Genomic DNA, 265 nt, shown 5'->3' with positions numbered 1-265 from the left:
CGGTAGAGCGAGCGGAAGTACTCGAAAAGCAACTACGCACAGCAGAGGGCCTAAAACAAGGCAATTTTGAGGCGAAACAACAGGCTGAACAAGCTACTCAGCAGGCCCGCGGCCAATATGTGAGGCTGGCCATGCACGTGGTGCAAGAGAAAACTATTCCGGTGGCCACGATTGAGCAGGTTGAGCGGTGGCGCACAGCTGAAGTTGAGAAAGCTCAAGCCAGTGCGAAACAGCTTTTAAGCAACTACCAGGGCCAGGCACATTT

Annotated in this window: 1 protein-coding gene; it reads left to right on the top strand. The window is 53.6% G+C overall.

Annotation, left to right across the window (positions count from 1 at the left end; translation table 11 throughout):
- A partial coding sequence (locus J4D97_RS23355) for a hypothetical protein (RefSeq protein ID WP_208309674.1) occupies positions 1–265 on the top strand: 265 nt, incomplete at both ends.

Source organism: Hymenobacter defluvii, assembly GCF_017589435.1.
Lineage (GTDB): Bacteria > Bacteroidota > Bacteroidia > Cytophagales > Hymenobacteraceae > Hymenobacter > Hymenobacter profundi.
This window is presented reverse-complemented; position numbering and strand designations above follow the sequence as displayed.